Here is an 18,670-nt window from a genome sequence, read left to right on the forward strand (position 1 = left end):
GGGTGGTTTTTATGTTTTCTTTCCTATGATATAGTTTGTGAGGTTTGATAGTTTGATAACGAAATTGAAAGGAGGAACCCTCATGCGTGAGCGATTGATAAGGTGGAGCTTTTTCTTTATAGGATTAGCTATTCTTGGGTTAGGGATTGCGATGACGATCAAAGGGAAAGCTTTTGGTATTGGTCCATGGGACGTTTTTCATTATGGGTTATATACGCAATTTGGATTAACGATTGGAACATGGTCCATCATCACAGGGTTCATCCTATTAGGCTTCACTTCTTTATATACGAGGAAATTACCAAAGTCAGGCGCTTTACTCAATATGCTTCTTCTAGGTATCTTTATAGACCTTTTCCTATTCATATTACCTGATCCTGTATCTCTTCTTTCTCAAGCAATATTCTTCTTGATTGGTTTACTTGTGCTTGGCTATGGAATTGGAGTTTATGTTGCGTCTGGATTAGGTGCCGGTCCAAGGGATGGAATCATGCTGCTTCTTGTTGAAAAAACAGGATGGCGAATTGACTGGGTACGAAATGGAATAGAAGTGACTGTCCTATTAGCAGGTTGGGCATTAGGTGGACCTGTGGGGATTGGAAGTATTGTGATCGCCCTATTATTGGGTAAAGTGATCGGCTATGCATTGCCACAATGTAAGTGGCTTCTCGCGGCTATCCTTTCTTATGACAGTAATAGAGGAACACCATTCGTAAAGGAATCATCACATTAACATGAAACTAGAATTCTTAATTGGATTCTAGTTTTTTTGATTGTGTTAAATCTGAATATTCTTTACTTTTGTAATCGTGCTTACAGTTATCGATTTCTAATTGTTTTATGATAAAAGTATCAAATGAAAGGATGTGAGGTTCAATGTCTGAAGTAGCAACGGCTAAAACTGTCTCCGAAGTCAGACCAACTTTCGCAAAATCATTAAAAGCATCATTGGTCGGTGGAATTGTAGCTGGAATCATTTTCGGTCTTCTTATGCAAATGATGGGTCGTATGGGCATGGTCGCAGGGTTGATGGGAAGTGAGAGTATAGCAGTGGGTTGGATCGTTCACATGGCGATCAGTTTCGTCTTTGCCCTAGGATTTGGTGCAGCTGCAGTATTCACTTCGAAAACCTATCTTCTCGGTGTTGTTCATGGTATTGCGATTTGGATTATTGGTCCTCTTCTCGTAATGCCAGCGATGATGGGAATGGGAACGATGATCGGACAGGCGTTTACATCCGGGCAAATGATGAATCTAGGAACACATCTTATGTTTTCACTTATTCTCGCATTCGTTTATAAGAAGGCTAGATAAGTTAAAAAAATGTATTTAAGATCAAGCTAAGAAATCACACCTCATTTACAGGTGTGATTTTTTCGTGTCTAACCTTTTTGATAGTGTATTTAAAGTGATTTTATTAAGTTAGTGTAAATTCTAAGGAGTGAAATTGCTTATTCAAAGTGGATGATTTATAATGATTCCGAAAATCAATATCGATTTTCGATATTGGCATTCTTGATGAGGAGGTACTACTTGGATAATAAAGTATTGAGAAAACTTTTCTTAGGCTTCATACAAATTCATATCTTGCACCATGCGAAAGAAGAAGCGATTTATGGGTCTTGGATGTTGGAAGAGCTGCATGAACACGGCTATGAAATTAGTGCTGGCACCCTATATCCTATCCTGCACAATATGGAAAATGACCTGCTGCTGGATCGGGAAGATGTCAACGTGAATGGAAAGATTAGAAAGTACTATCGGCTTACTGACAAGGGAGATTCTGTCCTTCAGGAAGCTCGAGCTAAAGCCTTTGAACTCTTTAAAGAAATTAAATGATTAGGAGAGAACGAATTGAGTCAAAAGAAGAATAAGATACAAACTCTTATAGAAATCTTATTTACATCTACAAAACTAGGATTAACTTCATTTGGTGGGCCGGTCGCGCACCTTGCGTATTTTAAGGATGAATATATAGATCGACGAAAGTGGTTAAATGAGAAAACCTATGCAGACCTGATCGCGTTATGTCAATTCCTTCCTGGTCCGGCAAGTAGTCAGGTTGGAATTTCTATAGGAATATTACGTGGGGGAATCCTTGGTGGAATTACTTCCTTTTTAGGTTTTACGCTTCCTTCCGTTATTGTTCTTGTCATTTTCGCATTACTATATCAAAACTTCACTTTGGCTGATGCGGGCTTTATTCATAGTCTTAAAATAGTAGCAGCCGCTGTTGTCCTACATGCCCTAATTGGCTTAGGTAAGAAACTTACACCAGATAAAAGCAGAATGGCCATTGCACTTGCTGCTGCCCTCATTATGTTGCTGTATCCTTCTGCATGGATTCAGATCATCATCATCCTATCAGCTGGAATGGTAGGCTTGACTTTGTTTAAAAATAAAGCAGAATCAAAGATTGAGCCTTTCCCCGTTAATATCTCGAAGAAGACAGGTATTATTTCGTTAACTGTTTTAGCAATTTCTCTTATTTCACTGCCTATCCTTGCAAAAGCAGTTAACAATCCGTTACTGGATATTTTTGATATCTTCTTCAGAGTAGGTTCCTTAGTCTTTGGTGGCGGTCATGTAGTATTGCCTATGATCGAACGAGAGCTTGTCCCTCATGGCCTTCTGTCTCCAGATGAGTTCTTAGCGGGATATGGTATGGCACAGGCCGTTCCGGGCCCATTGTTTACTTTTTCTAGTTATCTCGGGACGATGATGGAAGGGGTAACGGGAGCAGTTGTCGCTACCATAGCTATTTTCCTACCATCTTTTCTACTTATTATTGGAGCATTACCGTTCTTAAGTGAATTACGTAAGCGGGCTTCTTTCCAAGGCATATTAATGGGAGTTAACGCCAGTGTGGTAGGGATTCTATTGGCGGCTTTCTATGATCCAGTCATTGAAAGTTCCATCTTTGACGGTTCTGATTTTGCTTTAGGTGCTATCCTATTTGCTTTGTTAACGATTTGGAAAGTGCCAGCGTGGCTTATCGTTATTTTAGGTGTAGTTGGAGGAGTTATTCTGAATTTATTAGGTTTCTAAATAGATCAAAAAGTCGAGCCCTCATCTTTTTAGTGAGGGCGTTTATCTTTATAGGGGTATATATTGATGAAGGAGGAAAACAGAATGAATGAACTACTGTTAGTCTCCCTTTTTGTGTTTATATTATCTATTTTCTATAAGTCTCTCGTTTCCTTTTATTTATGGAGTACCCTGGATAGCTTGATAAAGATAAAATAACTCATCGTTCTTCAAAAGTTTTGGTACAGGGTATAAAGGAATTGTTTCAGCTTGTGCATGCTTTATCATTTTAGGAAAATCTTGATCTAGAATTCCCTCAATTTTATTCGGAATATCCATCTTCGCATTCATTTCTTCAATCGCTTCAATAAACAAGTTGGCTTTTCGCTGTAAGGATTCTCCTTTACCGATTCCGACTACATCTGCAAGCTCTGCTAACGAATGTTGCACTGCTTCTCCATAATATCTAAGCACATGTGGCATAATGACTGCGTTAGCTAATCCATGTGGTACATCGTAAAATCCACTTAGCGTATGTGCGATGGAGTGAACATACCCTACATAAGAGCGCGTAAATGCGAGGCCAGCAAAATAAGATGCTTGCTGCATTTGTTTTCGTGCTTCTACATTGCTTCCATTCTCATACGCTTCATATAAATTCTCAAAAATCAGCTTCACTGCTTTTGTGCAATAGCTACGCGTTTCAGCTGTTGTACTTTTCCCAATATACGCTTCAACAGCGTGCGTCAATGCATCCATCCCAGTCATGGATGTAATATGTTTTGGCAGTCCAATCGTTAACAGCGGATCTAACACGGCTACGTGTGGAATGAGGGAATGATCATTAATTGCAAACTTCTCTTGTGTTTTTTTATTTGAGATGACAGCCGCTAACGTTCCTTCGCTACCTGTACCTGAAGTCGTTGGTACTGCATATAATGGAGGAATTTTCTTTCGTACTTTAAGGACGCCTTTAAGTTGTGTGACTGACTTATTTGGACGTGAAATACGCGCAGCAATGGCTTTTGCACAATCAATAGGAGAACCACCACCAAAGGCAATTATGCCTTCACATCCTTTAATTTCATAAACTTCGAGTGCTTCTTCCACATTTTCTATCGTTGGATTTGGGACGGTTTTGTCATAGATTGTATAAAGAATGCCTGCTTCATTCAACTTTTGTAGTAGAGGCTCCATCAAACCAATTTTTGTAATTCCAGCATCCGTTATAATGAGTACATTTTTAACCCCTTTTTCTGTTAACTTAGGAGGAAGGTCAAGTACACTATCTTCTCCTTCTAATAGATCCGGTACTCGCCAGGGCATAGCAGGTGATAGGATTCGAAGAACTCGTTGATAACTACGAGCATAAAGTTTTATCATTCGAAAAACCCCTCTTCATTGTTTTCCTTTTGATTTTAGCTCTTTCTTCTTATAATAGAATTCTTCTAGAGATATCTGAGAATTACTGCTGTAGTTGAAAAATAAACGAAACTATTGGTCTTTTCATACTTGAGCCAATTAATACGATAGATGAGATACTGAACGGTAGTTTAGGTATTTAATAGAGTAAGTTTAGTACATGGCAGTTTACTTAAAAAATATAAGGGGTTTTTGCATTTAAGAAGTTGGTGAAATCTGATGTTGTAAGCTTGATTGCCGCACTGTTGTTTTTTTGTGAGCTTGTTTATTTATGAACGATCGTAATCAGCAGTTCGATGGACGTCCTTTGAAGGGAATCATCCAGTTACGATAACCTTTTCCTTATTCCAGTATTACTTCTTACATTGCTCATAGCGACTTAAAAGGATTTATTCAAAGAGAGAAGATAGCTCCTAACTGAATTTTTCCTGCACTTCCAAGTAAACATTAATCCCTCTTTATTCGTTTAACAAGAGAACGGTTGATCTATGATGAAAAACTAACAAGTTTGTTTTAAATAGGGAGGTAAAGTGTTTATGGTCTACATTATACAGTACATTATCTCAGTTTTTATGGTTTTCTTTTCTGGTTTTGTAACGTGGTATGAAGGTAGCGAACTTAGGGATAAGCCCTGGGAATGGGGTTATTCAGCAATTTTTTCGAAAATAATGAATGGTAAAGTAACAGTGGAAAATGATATTTCAGGTTTAGATCATTTTATTTATGCTGCTAAATTTAAACCAGTGTTTCCATTACTATTTACTATAAGTCTTCTTTACTTATTGATAGTAATCGCTTGGAATTTACTCCGATCTAATATGAATTTATTGGTAATCTTTCATAGTGCTCTAGGTGGAAGTTTATTCGTGTTGAGTCTGTTAATCGTTGAATCGCCAACAATGGGGCTTAACTTGTTTACATGGTTTTTTGTCGTGACTGGAATCATAAACTTTTTTATTGCAGTTATTCTAAGGGTGAGAGTAAATTATGTCTCAATGGCCTAATTGCAACTTTGGTTAGAAACTAGTTCAAAAGAATTAGTTAGAGGGAATTTTTTATCTGTATCGAAAATATAAGAATAAGTGTATTTCACAGGTAACCTTTTGGCTTAATCAGGTTCTATTAAATTGATTTTAGTTTAACAAAAGGTGCTACTCATTAAGGGGAGGAAGGTAAACAGCAGGAGTAAACATCTCAACATTCATACATCGCTTCCTCTTTTGGAAATCAAAATTAATCGAGGAGGAGATGCTAAATGCAAGCGCTAACATATAAAGATTCATTTCAATTCCTAGATTTCTTTGAAGCAAACAGTCAATCCTTCACAGAAACGCTACTCCAAGAAGCGGTTAATGTTAAAGTTAAAATTAATGAAATACTTCGAGTAGGCAATATTGACCTTGTTTCAAATGCTCACACACTCGTTGTTTATATCATTGAGCAAAATGATCAGGATCTTCATGCTTTTGCGGTAAAAGAAGGAATTGCCTGGGCCACGCATTCTCTTGCGATCTCGTTTAAATTAGAATGGGTGCAAGCAATACGACGAACATTATGGGTGTATTTTCAAAAGTATACGGAATTAGAACGTAATGATACGGGCATTCATTTTTTTGAAATGGAGAAACAAATAAACAACCGAGTGGACCATTTTCTGAATTCCTTCTTTATTAGTTATACGGAATACAAAGATTCACTTATAAGGGCACAAAAGGAACAAGTTGAAAATCTATCAGTGCCAATCATTCCGATCAACGATTCAGTAAGCATTCTCCCTTTAATCGGAACAATGGATGCACAGCGAACCGAAATCCTTGAGGAGAAAGTATTAACTGCAATAAGCGAGATGCGTATCCACACATTGATTATGGACTTATCTGGAATTGCTGATATCAATCGTGATGATATTTACCGTTTGGTTCAAATTGTTGATGGAGCTTCACTGATGGGATGTACCACTGTCATAACCGGATTAAGAAAGCTAGTTGTAATGAAAATAACAGAGCTTGGGATTAAGTTAAATGAGGAAATTAAAACATTAGGAACTTTACAGCAGGCATTGAGACAATATTTTACTGCTTAATGGTAGCTTTAAGGTCTGATTTGATACAGGCGAATTCTTATGTAACCCTACTTTTCCAAGAGGTTGAAATGGTAGTCTTCAAGCACTAGTGGAGCAAAAATCATGCTTGTTTAATTTTTACGTTAATGTAGTTAATTCGTTGTAATCAATAAAAATCCTATATGGAGAGTCATTAAATTGGAAAATATCATTCGTGAATTTAGTTGGGTTGGAAGTCAGTCTAATTTTGTAGATAACATTACTGTTAGTAGTATTGAGCACATATCCTTAGGGCGTTTTGGTGGAAATTCTGAAGCAGGTCAGTATAAGAACGAAGATGGTTGTTTGATCTGGGTAGATAAAGAAGCTGGGTGGGAGTTTACTGTAATTTTAGATGCGCATAATTCAGCCGAAAGTGCAGAATTAGTAGTAGAGCAATTATTGAAGTGGAAGGCAGAACTACAGCAGATTTTATCGCTTCCATCCGAACAAACTATGAAAAGGCTACATGATACAATGCTAAATCTATTCCAAGAGGAAACGTTTCTAAAGGATTGTAAAAACGTGCAAGGTGAAACAGCCTGTTTGATCGTTATAAGAAAAGAAAAGTATGTATGGTGGTTTTCAATCGGTGATTGCCTTTCGTTTGTGTTTCATCCTGAACTTGCTCGTCTTGGTCAGTATCAACTAAACCAACGTCAATTTTATGAGTGGATTGGCCAGGTTAATACATTTGATCAAGTTATTCCTTGTTATAGTAGCGGTGTAAGAGAATTAAGAAAAGGTGTAAATCGCATATTCTTAACAACTGACGGTCTGCTTGAATGCCCTAACGAACCATTCTCTGTTCCTAAAAATATTTATGATATGATGAGCGATTCACAGGTTGATGAGGGAATGACAAGATTATTGGAAGTCATCAAGAAGAATCATGTTAGAGATAGTACAACCATTATTTCTTGGGATGTAAAAATTACTGATGAAGTAACAAATCCAAGTGATCTGTGAACACCTTTATCTTGTAGATAACGAGAGCTCATTCTTTAATAGGAGGAGCTCTCTTACTTATGAATTCACAGGTTAATAAAAAGACTAATCGTAGTGAGTGAAAGGATACGCTTTAGAGCTTTACTTAGAATCAATACAAAATTTTGGAACCACTCCCAATCTCAAACGTAAGCATTGTAAAAGGTCAAGTATTGGGAGGCATTTGTATGAGTCAGCTTTATATTAAACAGAAGGTATTCAGTCTTGGAGGGGAATTTACAGTAAAAGATCAACAGGAGAAGGATGTTTATTACGTGGAGGGAAGTTTTATGCAAGTTCCAAAAACTTTCTCCATTATGAATACTGAAAGGGATGAAGTAGCACTCATTACAAAAGAAGTGTTCAGCTTTCTACCAAAGTTCTTAGTAGAGGTGTATGGGCAAGAGGTAGTAACAATTAAAAAGGAATTGTCCTTTTTAAAGTCACGATATTCGATTGACTCGGGAGGTATTGACGTCCAAGGTGATTGGTGGAATATGGACTTTCACGTTTTACGACATGGTGAAATCATAGGAGAAGTGAGCAAAGAATGGTTCACTTGGGGTGATAGCTACAAGGTTAAAGTAATAGATGGAGAGATGGAAACCATTATGATTGCACTCGTTGTAGCGATCGATTGTGTGAAGGCAGATCAAGCAGCTGCTTCAGGAGCATCGATTTAAAAAGCATAAGATTATTACATACTACGAAAAACGTCAACTGAACAGTGGTGCAAATACACTGAAACACTCGATTTCCAAACTTATTCTTCGACTATAGGAAGAGTATATGGACTTTCATATTAAAATGATGATGTAGTAGATTCAGAAGATAGTGAAGCGGATCATCTATTCGTCATAAAACATGATGAAGTTGCCTCTGTCATCAGAGATATCGTTCGTTCACATCTCTTCAATATAGGTAAGAAGGGCGCATGTATGAGCATGCGTCTTTTGGTACTTAGTTTCCTTCAGTCTATAAAAGTTTAGTTACAAAACTATTAACTGAAAGAAGGGAAAGTCTATAGATGTATTGAATACTTTTTTAGGTAATACCTTTTCATTTACTGCGCGTGAATGTTTTGTTACTTAAATAAAATACGAGAGAGGAGCCTTTATGATGAATGAGAGTATCCTGTCACGTAACAATGTGAATATTTATGGACAAGGAAAGATTCCCATGCTCTTTGCCCCAGGGTTTGGTTGTGACCAGAATGTGTGGAAGCAAGTAGCGGAATCTTTTGAAAAAGAGTATAAAGTTATACTTTTTGATTACGTTGGGTCAGGAAATTCTGATATAGGTGCCTATGATGAGACGAGGTATAGCACTTTGGAAGGCTACGCTCAAGATGTCCTCGATGTTTGTGCTGCACTAGATTTAAGGGATGCGATCTTTGTTGGGCATTCGGTAGGGGGGACGATCGGTATGCTTGCTTCATTAAAACATCCTGAGTATTTTTCCGAACTTATTATGGTAGGGCCATCACCTTGTTATTTAAATGATCCACCTTACTATGGTGGGTTTGAGATGGAAGAGCTGCTAGGTTTAATAGAATTGATGGAAAAAAATTATATAGGATGGGCCAATGCTTTTGCGGTGACTGCTATGAGTAACACCGATCGCCCTGAACTTGCTCGAGATCTCGAATCTCGCTTTTGTTCGACAGACCCAATCATCGCTCTGCAATTTGCCCAAGCTACCTTTTTTACTGATAATCGAAAAGATTTGCCGAATGTAAGGGTTCCTTCTCTTATTCTCCAATGTTCAGAAGACATTATTGCCCCAGTGCAAGTTGGAGAATATCTGCACGGACAACTTTCTGCAAGTACTTATAAGCTCATGAAGGCAACTGGCCATTGTCCACATATGAGTTATCCTGAAGAAACCACTCACTACATTCGTGAATACCTGATGGAGAAGTCTGGAAAGATTTCTGAACTCAATCAAATTGGTGAACTACCCTGATGGAAGACCGCTTTAATTATGCACCATGTGGATTTCTTACACTCTCAAATGAAGGAACAATATTAGCTATAAATCAAACCTTACTTCAGCTTCTTGGGTATAAGAGAGAAGAGTTGAAGGGTGAGAATGTGAATTGCATCTTAACAATCCCTGCCCGAGTTTTTTATCAATTTTATTTTGTTCCTATTATTAAAGCGGGCAAACCTGTTGAAGAAATGTACATTTCTCTTAAATCTTTAGATGGTGGAGAGGTTCCCGTTCTCATCAATGCAGTGATAAGAAAAGAAACGAACGAAATTGACTGTGTACTTGTGCCAATGCACAAAAGAGACGAATATGAAAATGAGTTGTTGATTGCACGAAAAAAAGCAGAGACGGCTTTGGTAGAAAAACGAAAGACGAATGAAAAGCTAGAAATTACTCTGAGGGAGCTAGAAAGAAAGCAAGATGAGTTGATTCATCTTAACGATGAAAATCAGACGTTCAAAACAGAAACGAAGAAAGAGTTGCACCTTGCGAAAATAATCCAGGAGGCTTCGCTAACTAGTCCTATTGAGAATGATTTTATACAGATTGAATCTTATTATGAAGCTTCTAGTGACCTGTCAGGTGATATGTATGGATTCTATCAAATTAATCCTCATCAATATGGAGTAATTATACTCGATGTAATGGGCCACGGGATTTCTTCCTCACTCATTACGATGTCTCTTCAATCTGTCTTTCAAAGGTTGATTTCGAAAGGAGTTCCTCCTGATTTATTAATGAAAGAATTAGATACTCATCTGCATGGGCTATTTCACAATAACGAGGAAACATGGCATTATTGTACAGCGATTTATCTGTTGATCGATACCTTTAATCAAACGGTCAACTATATAAATGCAGGACATCCTCCTGCAGTCTGGCAGCATAATACAGTTGAACAATATGAACTCTCATCTACATGTCCCCCGATTGGAACGTTTCCAAACATGAACTTTGATTATGAGACTTTCAATTATGAGAAAGGGGATCGAATTCTTCTCTATACGGATGGCGTGATCGATCCTTATGATTCACACTATCTTACCACTATATTGAAAAGGTATCCTACTGTTCCTTTAATTATATTGAAAGAGAAATTCTTACAGTTAATACAAGAAAAATCGATAAATGAACAACACGATGATAAATGTTTTCTTTTGATCGACTTGAAGGACGGAGTAACGAATGAAGCTGGTCACAAAAGTAGATAAAAAATTCCCCTCCAAAAAGGAGAGGAACTGTTGTTAGGCTTTGACTAAATCCATTTCGATCTCATGGTCTTTAATATAGGCAATAGGCAGAAGCGTGCTTTCAAAGTCAAATGACTTTAATTCTTCACCTTTAGCCAAACGGTTAGGGTAATCTGGATTTGCAAGTGCGCTAGTACCTAGACTCACAAAGTCCGCGTCTTTCTCTGCGATCAGTTTGCTCGCCTTTTCTGGATCACCAAGCTGGCCATTTGCGATGATCGGAAGGTCAGAGAAAGCTTTCGCTGCAGCAGTTAAGGTTTTCGTTCCTTCACCGAAAGCTGGTTGAACAGCATCACCATCAGTAACGTGGATGTAGTCAAGATCAGTCTCGTTTAGGGTAGAGAAGATCAGTTGAGCTGAGCTTTCTCCATCTGGCCATTTATAAGCAGGATCCGCAACTTTTATTTGAGAAATACGAATACCTACAGTGAAATCTTCACTTACAGCTTCTTTCACATCTTTGATTACTTCTGTTATTAGTTTCAAACGGTTTTCTAATGAACCGCCATATTCATCCGTGCGGTGGTTTGTATAATCAGTTAAAAACTGATCAAGAAGATAGCCGTTCGCCCCGTGAATTTCTACTCCATCAAATCCAGCTTCCTCAGCATAGCGAGCAGATTGAACGAAAGATTCACGAATCTGCACAATATCTTCTTTCGTAAGCGGTTTTGGTTTTTCAAAGGGACCTGAACCACCGTAAAAACCAAGTTGCTCTCCTTTAGGAGCGATGTCTGAAGGAGCTACAGTAGTATTTGTGTAAACATTCCCCTGGCTTTGTCCACCAGCGTGCATAAGCTGTGCAATGATCGCTGTATCATGGTTATGCACTGTATCCACAATCTCTTTCCAAGCGTTCACATGGTTGTCGTTCGTGAGACCAGGCTGGTTTAAATACCCTTGACTGTAGAGCTGGTCTGTATAAATTCCTTCTGTAATGATTGCACCAAATCCACCTTTAGCATATCGTTCATAGTAATCACGCATTTTATTCGTTGCGCTACCATCATCAGTTGCAGTAATTCGTGTCATTGGAGCGACGATGAATCTGTTCGATAGATGAAGTTTCCCAAGGTTTTGTTCAGTATATAGATTTTCGTAATTCATTTCTTTCATCCTTTCGAATTAAAGATATCTTAATTCATTATAAATGGAGTTCGTTATTTTCTCGAAACATATGCTCACATCAGTAGGCTGTTCATCTCTTCTAAGTTCATACACAAAAAAAGATAACCCCTTGTTAAGGAGTTATCTTTGCTTAAAGGTTTATCGAATTTGACCTGTTCCTGTCATGCAATACTTAATCGTTGTAAGTGCTGGTAGACCCATTGGTCCTCTTGCATGAAGTTTTTGTGTTGAAATTCCGATCTCTGCACCGAAACCAAGAGCTGATCCATCTGTAAAACGAGTAGATGCATTGTGATAGACTGCAGCTGCATCAACAAGGTTACGGAAAAGGGAAGCTGATTCTTTATCTTCTGTGATGATGGCTTCTGAGTGTTTAGTTCCGTAAGTTTCAATATGATCGATCGCTTCTTGCGTACTATCTACTGATTTAATTGCGATTTCAAGTCCAAGGTACTCATTGCTCCAATCGTCTTCATCAGCAAGTACTGCATCTTCAAACGTATTCACGATGTGCTCGTCCCCGTGAATCTTAACATTGTTATCTTTAAGAGCTTTCGCAAGAAGATCTTTGTTTTCATTTAACCATTCTTTGTGCACGATAAGCGTTTCAGCAGCGTTACACACAGCTGGGCGGTCTGTTTTTGCATTGATCAAGATGTTGATCGCTTTTTCAGCGTCAGCGTGCTTATCGAAATAGATGTGGCAGTTACCAACACCTGTTTCAAGCACAGGTACAGTAGCATTGTTTACTACCGTATTGATCAACGCACCACCGCCACGTGGAATCAATACATCGATATGCTCTTTCATCGTAAATAGTTCGCTAGTCGCTTTACGATCTGTTGTAGCGATTAGTTGTACTGCTTCAACAGGGATCTTCGTTTTAGGCAGCGCATCATGAATAACTTTTACGATACCTTTGTTTGAGTTCAGCGCGTTAGAGCCGCCTTTTAGAACAATCGCATTTCCTGACTTAAGAGCAAGTCCAGTTGCATCGACCGTTACGTTTGGGCGAGCTTCATAAATCATGCCGATTACACCAAGAGGTACGCGAACTTGTTCGACTTGCATACCGTTATCTAAATTCCAGTCAGAAAGTACTTCACCAACAGGATCCTCAAGCTGTGCTACTTCACGAAGTCCGTTCGCAAAATCTTTCACACGGTCTTCCGTTAAGCGTAAGCGATCCATAAATGCATCTGTAAATTCTTTTTCTTTCCCTCGTTCAAGGTCTTTATTATTCTCTTGTAGGATATAATCCGTATTTTGTTCAAGCACGTCCGCAATAATGTTGAGCGCTTCGTTTTTCTCTTCCGTCGTAAGCAGCGAAAGCTTTTTAGAAGCTTTCTGTGCTAGCTTCGCCTGTTCTTTTACATTTACTTCTACCGTTGTATTTAGAGTAGTCATCAAACGCCTCCTGTGAATTTAATGTTCTCGTGTTGGTTGTTCAAGTTATCTTTTATGAGCCTAGTGGAATTGCAAGCTGATCTTGTGATACAAAATCATTGATGTGAACAGCTTCTTTTACAGATACATCGATCAATTCTGAAATCTCATCAGATGTGAGTCCCTTAATCATCTTAAGGTGTTTAGAAGAGTAGTTTGTCACACCAAGACCGATTTCTTCGCCATCCATGTCCGTTACCTTAACGACTGCACCAGGCTTAAAGTGACCGTGTACATAATGAACGCCAATAGGCTGTAGGCTTCGTTCTTGATCTGAAATTTCATCTCTTGCTTTGTCTGTAACGATTACTTCACCTTCAGGGCCTGAGTTAAATGCGATCCATTGCTTCTTATTGTCAAGCTCTGCGTCGCCCTCTGGTTCGAAATAAGTTCCTCTTGCTGTTTCTTGAACAGCGTTATAAATAATGCCTTTCGTTGAAGCATTACCAAGGAATGAATTTGTTCCTGAAGCCATAGCAATTTTCACAGCATCGATTTTAGATCTCATTCCACCTGTTCCAACAGAGCTCGATGGCTCTCCAGCAGATTCTTCGATTTCAGGTGTGATTTCTGTAACATGCTCAAGAAGTTCAGCGTCTGGGTTCTTTCTTGGGTCGTCACTGAACAGTCCATCTATATCTGAAAGGATAATAAGTTGATCCGCATCGACTAAAGCACCAACTTTAGCTGATAGCGTATCGTTATCACCAAACTTCAATCGTTCAACTGTTACTGTGTCATTTTCATTTACGATCGGTACAATACCGCGTTCTAACAATACATTGATGGTATTGCGTGCGTTGTTATATCTTTTTCGATCGGAAAAGTCACTTCTCGTAATCAAGATCTGTGAAGCTGTATAGCCATGGGAGATGAAACGCTCTGAGTAAGCTTCCATTAATAGTCCCTGGCCAATCGACGCGGCCGCCTGTTTTTCAGAAAGAGATGTAGGACGCTCAAGGCAACCGAGTCTGCGATAGCCAGCAGCTACTGCACCTGAAGATACGAGAAGTACTTCGTGTCCTTCATCTTTTAACATTACGATGTCATCAACTAATCGTTCTAGTTTTCTGCGGCTGATGTCTCCGAGTCTGCTCGTTAATGAGCTGCTTCCAATTTTTATTACGATTCGCTTTTTTCCATCGTCTAGATTCATCATTTCACTCCTATTAACTTGCCGTTAAATGTGTTTTTTCTTCTGTGACTGGACAATTTGCTGTGATCAATTCGACTATTCGAGTATAACAAACCGTCATTTCCTTACAATACCAGCTTCCCAAATAGTGCGGATAAATGGAGAATAACTAAGAAAATGGACGATAGACGTTCTAATCTCCTCTTATATTCTCTTAGAAGATGAGACGCTGTCACAACCTTATATATAACTACTATCCGCGACGACTAATTACCAAATAACCCCAAATTATGCGGAAAGGTGTATATAAGCATCCCTCCAATTCTGCTTAATGTAAGGGCTTACATTTACTCGGGTGTATAAATTCCCGGAATTATACATTTATAAACCTTTGGTTCATTTGTACCCTTCAAACTCTGGTATACTGCTTATAACAAGTCTAGAAAAGGGGGCTGAGGAAATGAATGTATGGGAAATAATCTTTTTCATTTTGACCGCTTTTTGGATTGGGGAATTCGTATTAAAGCGTGGAAAGGACCAAAACAAACCAACGAATATTGAGAAGAAATCGTTCCGACTAATCCTCATCATGACGTTATCAACGATTCTTTTGACGGTTATTTTTAGTGGTTTAAACTTATTTAATTTTGAAGAGTCCGCTTGGTCAAAAAGTATTGGAATAGTAATTTACGGAGGAGGTATATTACTACGGTACTGGGGAATTAGAGAGCTTGGACAGTTTTTTTCTAGAGATGTAATCGTTGAAGAGGAGCTTGAGTTAGTCAGCTCAGGTCCTTATCGTAAACTAAGACATCCGCTTTATACTGGATTATTATTGATTACGATTGGTTTTCCCATCTATATGGGAGTGTGGATCGGTGTGTTCGTAGCGTTGTTGTTACTCATACCGTCATTGTTGTACCGGATAAAAATTGAAGAAGAGCTATTATCAAAGTCGATTGGAATAGGGTATGAGGAGTGGGGGAGAACACGTAATCGTCTGATCCCTTATATATATTAACGGTTTATTCATACCAATAACCGTAGAAAGAGGTACCTGATGAATGACTCTAAAACAATGATCAAATTACGTAACAGCTTTTGGTTTTTACCCGTTATTTACGGAATTCTTTCTGTAGTCGTAGTTGGTATAAGTACTTGGATCGATATCGCTTATATGTCACAGCTTGATGGTACATATTCGAAGCTATTCTTAGCTTCTGAGAAAATAGCACAGTCCCTGTATGGACCTCTCATTACTGCGATCTTAACGATGACTACCATTTCTTTTTCTTCTATTATGGTTGTGTTAACGACTTATTCTTCACAGTTTTCACCTAGAACACTGCAGGATTTTATATCTGATCGTTTCACTCAACATGTACTAGGTATTTTCGTGGCTGGCTTTGTTTTTGCTTTGTTCAACATGCTGTTCTTGACAGGGAAAGACGAAAGGCTCTTGTTATCCCCAGTTCTAACGGTAGTGATCGCTGTTGTTTGCTTATTGTTCTTTGTTTTATTTATTCATCACTCTTCTTCTTTTGTACAAGTTAGCAACTTGATCGAGAAAATCACAAGAGAAACGTTGGCATTGCTCGATACGAAAGAAGAATTGATTGCAGGAGAGAAGTTCGAGGATTGGGATGGTTGGGAGAAGCTTGAACTTAGAGAAGGTGATGGCATTCCGATCTATAGTGAGAAAATGGGGTACATCCAACAGATTCAATATGAAAATCTTGTTGAACAGTCAAAACAAGATGACCTCATCATTAGGTTGAATGCCGTAGTAGGTCAATATGTGAGACGAGGCTCTTTACTTGGGACGGTATGGGTGAATGGTAATGATACTTTTAAAAAGAATACTGTATTAAATGTAATAAAAATCGGTTCAGAGCGGATCAACACTCAAGATCTTGAGTTTTCAATTCAAAAACTTGTTGAAATCTCATTACGAGCAATTTCTCCTTCTGTTAATGATCCTCATACTGCAATCAACTGTACTAATCGTCTTGGATCGATCTTACATCGTATAGGTGAAGTATATCGACCGAAAGAAGTCTTTTTTGATTCAAATAGAAATTTGCGGGTTATGACCTCTCCAAAATCTTTTTTTCACTATCTCTATAAGTCCTTTTATTTAATAAGACATTATGGCAAAGGTGATGTTTCGGTTATAAACGGTGTTCTCGAAGCGTTGATCTTAACAGCTGAAGGACAAAGAGAAGAAATCAAAAGTGATATACGTAAATTTCATGCTTATATTATGGAAGGAATCGATTTCGAACAATATCCTGAGCTAGATAAAGAATTGATAACAACTACCTCAGACTATTTAACAGAGATTTGTAAGAAGTGATAGAGAAGAGCGCTAGAAAGGATGAAAATATGGGGAAAGAACTAGCACCCGTTTCGGGAAGCGAGAGGATCCATTCAATAGATGCGATGAGGGGATTTGCACTGTTGGGCATTTTTTTAGTGAATATGATTGATTTTCACTCTCCCTATATCTATATCGACAACCTTAATTATTGGGGAAATCAGCTTAATCAATGGTCTATGATCTTTGTTGATTTCTTCGCTCAAGCAAGCTTTTACCCACTTTTTTCATTTTTGTTCGGGTACGGCTTCATTCTATTCCGAAGTCGTGTACTGGAGAGAAGTGCTGCATTTTATCCATTGATGCTAAGACGCCTCCTGTTCTTAATGTTGTTAGGAGTCATTCATTTCACTCTTATTTGGCATGGTGATATTTTATTTACATATAGTTTATGCGGTTTAGTCCTTCTTTTATTTATCCGATTGAGAGGGACGAGACTACTCCAAATCGGAATTGTTCTTTGGCTTATCTATGCCATTTTCTTGTTTTTATTGATGTTACCACTAAGTGCTGTTGAATTTTCGAGTCATCAGCCAATTGCGATCCAGCAATCGATCGAAGTATATGGATCTGGTAGTTTAGTAGAAATCATGCAACAAAGAATCGAGGACTGGGCTTATGTGAACGGGGGCTGGAACGCACTCTTTCTATTATTTGTGATTTTGCCTTTCTTCTTATTCGGCGCAGGGTTTGCGAAAAAGGGATGGCTGAACAGTGATGTTGCTAACTCTCCACTTATAAAAAAACTACTCATGGTGGGTTCTGTTGGGTTTGTTATAAAGTTTCTTCCATATGTAACGAGTTCATATGCGTTTTTACACCTTCAAGATTCGCTCGGAGGCCCTCTTGTATCACTATTTTATGTAGCCCTTTTTGTTTTGCTCTACCAGAGAGGTAAGAAGATGATCGTTTTCGAATGGGTAGGAAAACTTGCACTTAGTAATTATTTGTTCCAGTCCATCGTTTGCACACTGATCTTTTATAATTATGGATTGGGTTTTTATGGGGAAGTTGGAGTAAGTACCGGTATTCTCCTATTGGTAGTCATCTATATCGTTCAAATCGTACTGAGCAAAATATGGCTGAATTCATTCAAGTATGGTCCGCTAGAATGGGTCTGGAGACTAGTAACCTATCAAAAAAGATTTTCGATAAAAAGAAATGAGGGGTAGCGATGAAGGTCATTGAAAAAGCGGTTGAATATGCTGCGTATGCACATGATAAACAGTATAGAAAAAAATCAAACCTTCCTTATGTTTCACATCCTATTACAGTTGGCTTTTACTTACTTAAACATGGAGTAAGGGAGGAAGTTGTCGCTGCTTCTATTCTTCATGATGTGTTAGAAGATACGGCGACGACTTATTCAGAACTCGAAGAAGCATTCGGTGTTGAAATTGCAAGGTTAGTTGAAGGGTGTTCTGAACCAGAGAAAAGCATGGTGTGGGAAGAACGTAAAAAGCATACGATCGATTATTTAGAAGGTGCTTCTTTTGAGATTAAGCAAATTGCTTGTGCTGATAAACTACACAATTTGCGAACCATCCTCATCGAGTTACAAAACGATGGGGACCTCGTTTGGGAGAAGTTTAGCAGGGGCAGAGAGAAGCAGGGTTGGTATTATAGATCTGTCCTAGCGAGCTTGCTAGCAAACCTATCTGACGAACAACGAGAATGGGAGTTGTTTAAGGAATTAGAAGAAACCATCGATAAGGTCTTTATGAAAGAATCATAAATTATGTGATTAGCTTTCCTATTCAAGGGTAATGGTAACCATACCCAAATTCAGTTGGTAGGAGGCTCTA

The 18,670-nt window shown here is 38.4% G+C and carries 18 protein-coding genes; 14 read left to right on the top strand and 4 right to left on the bottom strand.

The window, feature by feature from the left end; translation table 11 throughout:
• Positions 1 to 82 precede the first annotated feature (82 nt).
• The 4 genes from ACXADT_RS08355 to chrA all read left to right on the top strand — a co-directional run bounded on the left by ACXADT_RS08355 (position 83) and on the right by chrA (position 3,048).
• On the top strand, positions 83 to 733 hold the full coding sequence (locus ACXADT_RS08355; RefSeq protein WP_270179724.1) for a YczE/YyaS/YitT family protein: 651 nt from the start codon (positions 83 to 85) through the stop codon (positions 731 to 733).
• Between the two features lie 143 nt (positions 734 to 876).
• The gene (locus ACXADT_RS08360) at positions 877 to 1,314 is read left to right on the top strand and encodes a hypothetical protein (RefSeq protein WP_474834217.1); all 438 of its coding nucleotides are present in this window, start codon (positions 877 to 879) and stop codon (positions 1,312 to 1,314) included.
• Positions 1,315 to 1,533: 219 nt separating this feature from the next.
• Positions 1,534 to 1,839 (top strand): PadR family transcriptional regulator, encoded by a 306-nt coding sequence (locus tag ACXADT_RS08365; protein WP_474834219.1) that lies wholly within the window; start codon positions 1,534 to 1,536, stop codon positions 1,837 to 1,839.
• 15 nt (positions 1,840 to 1,854) lie between these two features.
• Positions 1,855 to 3,048: a chromate efflux transporter gene (gene chrA / locus ACXADT_RS08370; protein ID WP_474810763.1), complete on the top strand. Its 1,194-nt coding sequence runs from the start codon at positions 1,855 to 1,857 to the stop codon at positions 3,046 to 3,048.
• A gap of 159 nt (positions 3,049 to 3,207) precedes the next feature.
• Here chrA and ACXADT_RS08375 read toward each other — a convergent pair whose 3' ends face one another.
• Positions 3,208 to 4,410 (bottom strand): iron-containing alcohol dehydrogenase, encoded by a 1,203-nt coding sequence (locus ACXADT_RS08375; RefSeq protein WP_474834221.1) that lies wholly within the window; start codon positions 4,408 to 4,410, stop codon positions 3,208 to 3,210.
• A gap of 575 nt (positions 4,411 to 4,985) precedes the next feature.
• On the opposite strand from ACXADT_RS08375, the gene ACXADT_RS08380 reads away from it, so the two are divergent.
• From ACXADT_RS08380 to ACXADT_RS08405, 6 genes are all read left to right on the top strand, one after another.
• A complete protein-coding gene (locus tag ACXADT_RS08380) occupies positions 4,986 to 5,453 on the top strand; it encodes a DUF4306 domain-containing protein (RefSeq protein ID WP_474834223.1) in 468 nt (155 codons plus the stop codon).
• Between the two features lie 251 nt (positions 5,454 to 5,704).
• Positions 5,705 to 6,532: an STAS domain-containing protein gene (locus ACXADT_RS08385; protein ID WP_474834225.1), complete on the top strand. Its 828-nt coding sequence runs from the start codon at positions 5,705 to 5,707 to the stop codon at positions 6,530 to 6,532.
• Positions 6,533 to 6,709: 177 nt separating this feature from the next.
• Positions 6,710 to 7,519 (top strand): protein phosphatase 2C domain-containing protein, encoded by an 810-nt coding sequence (locus tag ACXADT_RS08390; protein WP_474834227.1) that lies wholly within the window; start codon positions 6,710 to 6,712, stop codon positions 7,517 to 7,519.
• 206 nt (positions 7,520 to 7,725) lie between these two features.
• Positions 7,726 to 8,220: an LURP-one-related/scramblase family protein gene (locus tag ACXADT_RS08395; RefSeq protein WP_474834229.1), complete on the top strand. Its 495-nt coding sequence runs from the start codon at positions 7,726 to 7,728 to the stop codon at positions 8,218 to 8,220.
• Between the two features lie 436 nt (positions 8,221 to 8,656).
• On the top strand, positions 8,657 to 9,502 hold the full coding sequence (locus tag ACXADT_RS08400; RefSeq protein ID WP_474834231.1) for an alpha/beta fold hydrolase: 846 nt from the start codon (positions 8,657 to 8,659) through the stop codon (positions 9,500 to 9,502).
• Positions 9,502 to 10,740 (top strand): SpoIIE family protein phosphatase, encoded by a 1,239-nt coding sequence (locus ACXADT_RS08405; RefSeq protein ID WP_474834233.1) that lies wholly within the window; start codon positions 9,502 to 9,504, stop codon positions 10,738 to 10,740. The genes ACXADT_RS08400 and ACXADT_RS08405 overlap by 1 nt, the downstream gene beginning before the upstream one ends.
• A gap of 33 nt (positions 10,741 to 10,773) precedes the next feature.
• Here the strand turns inward: ACXADT_RS08405 and ACXADT_RS08410 are convergent, their stop codons facing one another.
• From ACXADT_RS08410 to proB, 3 genes are all read right to left on the bottom strand, one after another.
• Complete coding sequence (locus tag ACXADT_RS08410; RefSeq protein ID WP_474834235.1) at positions 10,774 to 11,886, bottom strand: oxidoreductase; 1,113 nt, start codon at positions 11,884 to 11,886, stop codon at positions 10,774 to 10,776.
• 159 nt (positions 11,887 to 12,045) lie between these two features.
• Complete coding sequence (locus ACXADT_RS08415; RefSeq protein WP_474810772.1) at positions 12,046 to 13,314, bottom strand: glutamate-5-semialdehyde dehydrogenase; 1,269 nt, start codon at positions 13,312 to 13,314, stop codon at positions 12,046 to 12,048.
• A gap of 52 nt (positions 13,315 to 13,366) precedes the next feature.
• Positions 13,367 to 14,509 (bottom strand): glutamate 5-kinase, encoded by a 1,143-nt coding sequence (gene proB, locus ACXADT_RS08420; protein WP_224880073.1) that lies wholly within the window; start codon positions 14,507 to 14,509, stop codon positions 13,367 to 13,369.
• Positions 14,510 to 14,948: 439 nt separating this feature from the next.
• Here proB and ACXADT_RS08425 point away from each other — a divergent pair, with 439 nt between their 5' ends.
• From ACXADT_RS08425 to ACXADT_RS08440, 4 genes are read left to right on the top strand one after another with little or no spacing between them, the layout of a single operon-like run.
• Positions 14,949 to 15,509, top strand: a complete 561-nt coding sequence (locus ACXADT_RS08425; RefSeq protein WP_474810773.1) for a methyltransferase family protein — start codon at positions 14,949 to 14,951, stop codon at positions 15,507 to 15,509.
• Between the two features lie 39 nt (positions 15,510 to 15,548).
• Positions 15,549 to 16,844 (top strand): DUF2254 domain-containing protein, encoded by a 1,296-nt coding sequence (locus tag ACXADT_RS08430; RefSeq protein ID WP_474810774.1) that lies wholly within the window; start codon positions 15,549 to 15,551, stop codon positions 16,842 to 16,844.
• Between the two features lie 29 nt (positions 16,845 to 16,873).
• Positions 16,874 to 18,037 (top strand): DUF418 domain-containing protein, encoded by a 1,164-nt coding sequence (locus ACXADT_RS08435; protein WP_474834237.1) that lies wholly within the window; start codon positions 16,874 to 16,876, stop codon positions 18,035 to 18,037.
• Positions 18,038 to 18,039: 2 nt separating this feature from the next.
• Complete coding sequence (locus ACXADT_RS08440) at positions 18,040 to 18,600, top strand: HD domain-containing protein (protein WP_474834239.1); 561 nt, start codon at positions 18,040 to 18,042, stop codon at positions 18,598 to 18,600.
• The last annotated feature ends 70 nt before the right edge of the window (positions 18,601 to 18,670 follow it).

This window comes from Anaerobacillus sp. ABR4_321 (assembly GCF_056158505.1).

What these genes read in the sequence shown, in the direction of transcription:
- ACXADT_RS08355 (WP_270179724.1), top strand. Translation starts at nt 83, where the DNA reads ATGCGTGAGCGATTGATAAGGTGGAGCTTTTTCTTTATAGGATTAGCT.
- ACXADT_RS08360 (WP_474834217.1), top strand. Translation starts at nt 877, where the DNA reads ATGTCTGAAGTAGCAACGGCTAAAACTGTCTCCGAAGTCAGACCAACT.
- ACXADT_RS08375 (WP_474834221.1), bottom strand. Translation starts at nt 4,410, where the DNA reads ATGATAAAACTTTATGCTCGTAGTTATCAACGAGTTCTTCGAATCCTA.
- ACXADT_RS08380 (WP_474834223.1), top strand. Translation starts at nt 4,986, where the DNA reads ATGGTCTACATTATACAGTACATTATCTCAGTTTTTATGGTTTTCTTT.
- ACXADT_RS08385 (WP_474834225.1), top strand. Translation starts at nt 5,705, where the DNA reads ATGCAAGCGCTAACATATAAAGATTCATTTCAATTCCTAGATTTCTTT.
- ACXADT_RS08395 (WP_474834229.1), top strand. Translation starts at nt 7,726, where the DNA reads ATGAGTCAGCTTTATATTAAACAGAAGGTATTCAGTCTTGGAGGGGAA.
- ACXADT_RS08400 (WP_474834231.1), top strand. Translation starts at nt 8,657, where the DNA reads ATGAATGAGAGTATCCTGTCACGTAACAATGTGAATATTTATGGACAA.
- ACXADT_RS08405 (WP_474834233.1), top strand. Translation starts at nt 9,502, where the DNA reads ATGGAAGACCGCTTTAATTATGCACCATGTGGATTTCTTACACTCTCA.
- ACXADT_RS08410 (WP_474834235.1), bottom strand. Translation starts at nt 11,886, where the DNA reads ATGAATTACGAAAATCTATATACTGAACAAAACCTTGGGAAACTTCAT.
- ACXADT_RS08415 (WP_474810772.1), bottom strand. Translation starts at nt 13,314, where the DNA reads ATGACTACTCTAAATACAACGGTAGAAGTAAATGTAAAAGAACAGGCG.
- proB (WP_224880073.1), bottom strand. Translation starts at nt 14,509, where the DNA reads ATGAATCTAGACGATGGAAAAAAGCGAATCGTAATAAAAATTGGAAGC.
- ACXADT_RS08425 (WP_474810773.1), top strand. Translation starts at nt 14,949, where the DNA reads ATGAATGTATGGGAAATAATCTTTTTCATTTTGACCGCTTTTTGGATT.
- ACXADT_RS08430 (WP_474810774.1), top strand. Translation starts at nt 15,549, where the DNA reads ATGAATGACTCTAAAACAATGATCAAATTACGTAACAGCTTTTGGTTT.
- ACXADT_RS08435 (WP_474834237.1), top strand. Translation starts at nt 16,874, where the DNA reads ATGGGGAAAGAACTAGCACCCGTTTCGGGAAGCGAGAGGATCCATTCA.
- ACXADT_RS08440 (WP_474834239.1), top strand. Translation starts at nt 18,040, where the DNA reads ATGAAGGTCATTGAAAAAGCGGTTGAATATGCTGCGTATGCACATGAT.